This window comes from Caminibacter sp., assembly GCF_053999135.1.
This window is the reverse complement of record NZ_JBMXVQ010000119.1, coordinates 1-5,609: the sequence shown is the minus strand read 5'-3', so window position 1 is coordinate 5,609 and position 5,609 is coordinate 1. Positions and strand designations below refer to the sequence as shown.

Here is a 5,609-nt window from a genome sequence, read left to right as displayed (position 1 = left end):
CCTATGGATTTTTATGAAGAACATATAAGATTTCTCAGCTCTCCTCTTGGATATCCTCATATAAGAACCGGTAAATTTGAGATAGATTATATAAATTATTTGATATAATTAGTTAAAAAGGAGTCAGAAATGATTAAACTTGAGGAATTTATTAAACTTGGAATCGGAAGTGCGTTATTGGCAAAAGAAAAACTTGAGGAATTTGTTGAAGAGGCAAAAAAAAGAGGAGAATTAACAGAAAGTGAAGCTCAAAAACTTTTAGATGAATTAAAAAAAGAGAGTGAAGAAAAAGTTAAAGAACTTAAAAAAATGATAGAAGAGGAAGTTAGACGTCAATTAAATGAACTTGGACTTGCTACAAAAGAAGATGTGGCTGAGCTTAAAAAAGATATAGAAGAATTAAAAAGGTTATTAGAGTCTAAAGCTGATGATAAAAAATAGCTTATATGAACTAAAAAGAACAAAAGAGATAATTTTAGTTTTAGCAAAGTACGGGTTTGGAGATGTTATAGAATCTTTAGGTATACCTGTACCTTTTAAGAACTCTCCTAAACTTTCTAGAAGTGAAAGAATCAGAAAAGCTATTGAAGAACTTGGCCCTACTTTTATAAAACTTGCTCAGGTCTTATCTTTAAGACCTGACCTTATTCCTCTTGAACTTACAAAAGAGTTTGAAAAACTTCAGGATAAAGTTGAGCCTCTCTCTTTTGATAGGATGAAAATTGTTTTGGAAGAGGAACTTGAAAAGCCTTATACTGAAATTTTTGAAAAAAATTTTGAGTTGCTTGCAAGTGCGTCAATGGGGCAGGTTTATAAAGCAAAACTTAAAAGCGGAGAGATTGTAGCGGTAAAAATATTAAAACCGGGAATTGAAGAAAAAATTTTTGCGGATATTGCAATTCTTCAAAGACTTGCAAAACTTCTTAGAGAAAAATTTTTGGTATATGGAATTGATTTGGTAAAAATTGTGGAAGAATTTGCAAAGTCGATAAAAAAAGAGCTCGATTTTAATCTTGAGGCTTTAAATTTAAAAAGATTTAGGGCAAATTTTAAAAATAATCCTAATATCAAAGTCCCTAAACTTTATGAAAAATATTCGACCAGACGTGTTTTAACAATGGAGTATATAAAAGGGATAAAAATATCCGATATTGAAAATTTAAAAGCAAACGGATATGATTTAAAAGAAATTACGAAAAAAAGTTTTAATCTTTTATGTGAGCAGATTTTTATACACCGCTTTTTTCACGCAGACCCGCATCCTGGTAATTTGATGGTAAGCGATGGAAAGATTGTTTTTCTCGACTTTGGAATAATGGGACGTCTTAGCGAAGAAGATACTAAAAATATAGTGGAAATGGTGTATTATATTACAAAAGGCGAAGAAGAAAAAGCCGCACTTTATATATTAAAGCTTTCAAAAGTAGAAACTGAAATTGACGTAAGCTCATTTAAAAAAGAGATGGCAGATATTATTGCTACTTATATTAATGCTTCCCTTAAAAATGTTGAATTAAAAAGTCTTATTAATGATGTTTTACGGGTAATGAACAGATATAAAATTTATTTTAAAGAAGACAATTATCTTTTGGCAAAAGCTTTGGTTACATTAGAAGGAGTCAGTAAAAGGCTCTATCCTGATTTTAACGGGGTTGAGGAAATCAGGCCTTTTATAATAAAACTGTATAAAGAGATGATATCGCCTTTTAGTCTTTTAAAAAGATCTTATGAATTTAATAAATCGGTTATGGAACTGATTTCGAATGCTCCAACGGATATTAATGAAATTATTAATAAAATAAAAACCGGCAAACTTAAAATAGAATTTGAACACGTTGGACTTGAAGAGTTTGAAGATGCCATTAAGGGTTCTTTTAACAGGCTTTCCACTTCGATAATTATAGCTTCTTTGCTTGTGGGAAGTTCTTTGCTGCTTTCTTCTGAAGTTCCCCCTTTATTTAAAGGAGTTTCTATTTTCGGGATAGTGGGATTTTTATTTGCCACAATGCTTGGTATTTTATTAATTTTTACTGTATTAAAGGAAAAATGATGAAAATTTTTAAAAGTCTGAAAAAAAGAGTTTCTTATTTTGGAGTAATCGCTGATGAATTGATTATTGTGGATGAAGTTAACAGAGTTATTAAATTTGACTCTTCTCTTAATTTAAAAGGCGGAGTCAGACTTAAATTGCCTCCGAATAAACCTAATGAAAAAGGCGTAAAAATAAGCAAAGACGGTACTTATTTGATTGTAACGGTTAATAATTTAATTACTCTTTGGGATTTAAAGCGCAAAAAAATGATAAAAAATTTTAAAGAAGAAAAAGAAGTTTTATGTATAGGGTTTGATAATGAAAACAATTATTTCGCAAGCGGGGATATAGCAGGTAAGATTTTTTTATATAATTTAAACATTAAGAAAAAAGTGGCTCAGGTTGCAAGACATAAAGATTTTGTAAACGATTTGGCTATAAGCGATGATTTGAGCGAGATTGTAGCAGGTTGTTTTGATAAATGCGTTTTATTTGCGAATTTGACGAGTTTTAATAAAAAAGAGAGATATCTGCATATAAAGCCCGTTAAAAAAGTGGAAAATAAGTCTTACGTTGTGAGTGCTGATGAAATAAGCGATATAGTAAAATGGGATTTGATTAAAATAGATAAAAAAGACAGGGTGGATTTTTACAGGGAATTTAGGGACTTTTGGATAGATAGCGATATTTTGCTTATTTTGGGGGCTAATAAGATTATGCTTTATTCTCTTGAAAGAGAGGTTATTTTAAACGATAAGTTTGAAGAGTTTGCCAACGGGGATAAAATAGCGGTTGTAGGAAAATATATGGTAGTTTCTGATATGAATGGAGTGTTATATTACAGGGACTTATTTGAAGAAGAAAAAGATTTGCTTGACGCTATTTTAAGGGAAGATTTTAAAAAAGCATATGAGTTGATTGATGCCAATCCTTTTTTAAGAAGGTCTCAGGGATTTGAAAGACTTGAGAAAATGGTTGAACTTTTTATAAAAAGGGCGAAATCCCTTTTTGAAACAGACCCTGCAGAAGCCGTAAAAATGCTTGATAAACTTATAGAAGTACCTCATTTAAGAAGCAAAATAAAAGAAATTATTTCTCATTATTCAAATTTAATTAAATTTAAAAACGCTGTAAAATCAGGTAATTACGCTCTGGCTTACACTATTGCCAATCAGTATCCTCTTTTAAAAGAAATGAAATATTATCAGCTTTTAGAAAAAAAGTGGCAGATTACTTTTAATAAAGCATTTAAATTGATAGAAGAGGGAAGAATATCGGAAGCAAAAGAGCTTTTAGAACCTTTTATGGCCGTTACTGAGAAACTTCCTTTAATAGAGCTTCTTTTAAGAGAAGCCAATATTATAAAACTTATGAGAGAAAAACTGGCAAAAAGAGATTTTAAAGGATTTTTTGATTTGGTCAAAGCTCATCCGGAACTTAAAAATACGGCTGAATATCAAAATGTTATAAATTATGCTAATAAACTGTATCAAAAAGCTCTGGAATTTTTAGAAAAGGAAGAGTTTGATAAAGCTAAAAAAGCGGCTTTGATTTTGCAGGATTTTCCTGATTTTAAAGACAAGGCTCAAAAAATTTTGGAAAAAATAGAGATAATTTTAAAGTTTTTAGGATATATGGCCAATAAAGAATATGAAAAAGCTCTTGAACTGGTTGAGCTTTATCCTTTTTTGAAAAACCTTAGAAGTTATAAAGATTTTATTAAGAAAAGAAACGAAAAAATCTTAAAAGCCGAAGAACTTGCAAACAGCGGTAAGGTAAACGAGGCTATAGAACTTTTAAAAGATTACCGGGATAAATTTCATTTAAAAAGAATAGAAGAGATAGCCAACAGGTTTTAAGGAGAAGATATGAGAGTTTTAATTACGGGGATAAGCAGAGGAATAGGATACGGGCTTGTTAAACACTATCTTGAAGAAGACGCCGAGGTTTACGGCCTTGGAAGAAGCAATCCGTTTGGTGATTTGGTTAAGTTTTATAAAGTGGATATGGGGGCGTTTGAAAAGCTTCCAAGGGCTTTAGATTATTTGGAAATTGACGGAGAATTGGATTTGGCAATATTAAACGCCGGAATACTTGGTGAGATAAAACTTATGAAAGAATGGAGTGTTAAAGAGCTTCAAAATATTTTTGATATAAACGTCTGGGCAAATAAAGTATTAATAGACGAACTTGCTCCTATTAGTAAAAAAATTGTTGTTATGAGCAGCGGTGCTGCGGTAAACGGAAATCCGGGATGGGGAGGATATGCTTTAAGTAAATGTGCCGTAAATATGATGGTTAGTATTTATGCCAAAGAGATAGATTCAAAAATTTATGCGCTGGCTCCCGGGGTTATTGATACAGATATGGTTGCAAAAGTTATAAGCGCTGACCATGGTAAGTTTCCAAGCCTTGATAGGGTAGAAAGCGGCAGGGTTTCATTGGAAGAGGGAGTTTATAGGATAGTTAGGGTGCTTGAAAAACTTGATGAATTTGAAAGCGGCAGTTTTATAGACGTAAGGTTAGTTTAATTCCTGGTACTGACCAATCCCTTTTTTCTTTTGTTGATATAATTCCACTTATTTTTGTGTAGGAGTGTCTATGAAACATATTGCGCTTTTAAATCTTCTTTGCAGTCCCAGAAAACTTCTTGATGAAGCTTATAAAAACAAGAAGCTTTTATCGGTCCCTCATGAACTTGTGGAAATAGGACTTTTTAGTAAAATCGGGGGATATTATTATCTTAATGAAATTTATTTTAATTTTGTGGATACGCTTTTGGCAAGAGCGGATTTTAGTTATGTAGCGGAAGATTTTGAAAAAGAGGTAAAAAAATTAATTGAGCTTAAAGAAGAGTATAAATTAAACAAATCCTCTTTTGTGAGGGATTTAATTTATAAACTGTTAAATAAAATTTATCAGGGTATGAAAAACAGGGACAAAAGACTTTTAGGACTGATAGAAAAACTTGAAAACGATGAAGTGAGCGAACTTGAATTTTTGATAAAAGAAGCGAAAAACATATTAAAAGATGTTGAAGAAATTATGCAAAAAAACGAAACGATAGTGGGAGTTTTTGAAAGCTTTATGCAGTTTGATGATTTTAAGGGATTTATAAAAGACATAATGCTTGATATTATTCATCTTAATCAAAATATTGACAGTTATTTAAAAAGACTTAGGGAATTTATTTCCCAAACGGAGAAAAAACGCCGCTTTAACCAAAAACTCTATAAAATTGCTCATATGATTTTAAATGAAGATAGTAAAATAGACAACTTTTTAATAACCAAAAAATTTGTTTTCAAACAAAAAATAGAATACGTCCCGGACAGTGCATATGCGGATTATGAGAGAGTTAAAAATATAATCGGAAAATTTACAAAAGAGAAAAAAATAAAAGAATCTCACATAAAAAGGGATTTAAAAGAAGTTATAGCCCTTATTGATTTAAAAGGGCTTATAAGATATGTAAAAGGAAGTGATGATTTATTTAAAAGCATAATGGAGTATGTTGGAAAAGTGGATAAAGAGCTTTTAAACGAGAGTGTTAGGGTTTTTGTTTATATATTAAATC

General features: G+C 30.9%; 5 protein-coding genes. All 5 read left to right on the top strand.

Annotation, left to right across the window (positions count from 1 at the left end; genetic code table 11):
• Window positions 1–129: 129 nt before the first annotated feature.
• Window positions 130–441, top strand: coding sequence for a phasin family protein (locus tag ACXJH6_RS08810; protein ID WP_456471388.1), 312 nt, complete (start codon window positions 130–132; stop codon window positions 439–441).
• Window positions 428–2,050, top strand: a complete 1,623-nt coding sequence (locus tag ACXJH6_RS08805; RefSeq protein WP_456471387.1) for an ABC1 kinase family protein — start codon at window positions 428–430, stop codon at window positions 2,048–2,050. Before ACXJH6_RS08810 ends, ACXJH6_RS08805 begins: the two co-directional genes overlap by 14 nt.
• A complete protein-coding gene (locus ACXJH6_RS08800; RefSeq protein ID WP_456471386.1) occupies window positions 2,050–3,891 on the top strand; it encodes a WD40 repeat domain-containing protein in 1,842 nt (613 codons plus the stop codon). Before ACXJH6_RS08805 ends, ACXJH6_RS08800 begins: the two co-directional genes overlap by 1 nt.
• Window positions 3,892–3,900: 9 nt before the next feature.
• Entirely contained in the window at window positions 3,901–4,563 is a 663-nt protein-coding gene (locus tag ACXJH6_RS08795) for an SDR family NAD(P)-dependent oxidoreductase (protein WP_456471385.1), read from the top strand.
• A 70-nt stretch (window positions 4,564–4,633) separates the two neighbouring features.
• Window positions 4,634–5,609: hypothetical protein (locus tag ACXJH6_RS08790; protein ID WP_456471384.1), on the top strand; the 976-nt coding region annotated here is incomplete at its 3' end.

Excerpts from the sequence above, each read along its gene's own strand:
- ACXJH6_RS08810 (WP_456471388.1), top strand. The coding sequence starts at position 130 with ATGATTAAACTTGAGGAATTTATTAAACTTGGAATCGGAAGTGCGTTA.
- ACXJH6_RS08805 (WP_456471387.1), top strand. The coding sequence starts at position 428 with ATGATAAAAAATAGCTTATATGAACTAAAAAGAACAAAAGAGATAATT.
- ACXJH6_RS08800 (WP_456471386.1), top strand. The coding sequence starts at position 2,050 with ATGAAAATTTTTAAAAGTCTGAAAAAAAGAGTTTCTTATTTTGGAGTA.
- ACXJH6_RS08795 (WP_456471385.1), top strand. The coding sequence starts at position 3,901 with ATGAGAGTTTTAATTACGGGGATAAGCAGAGGAATAGGATACGGGCTT.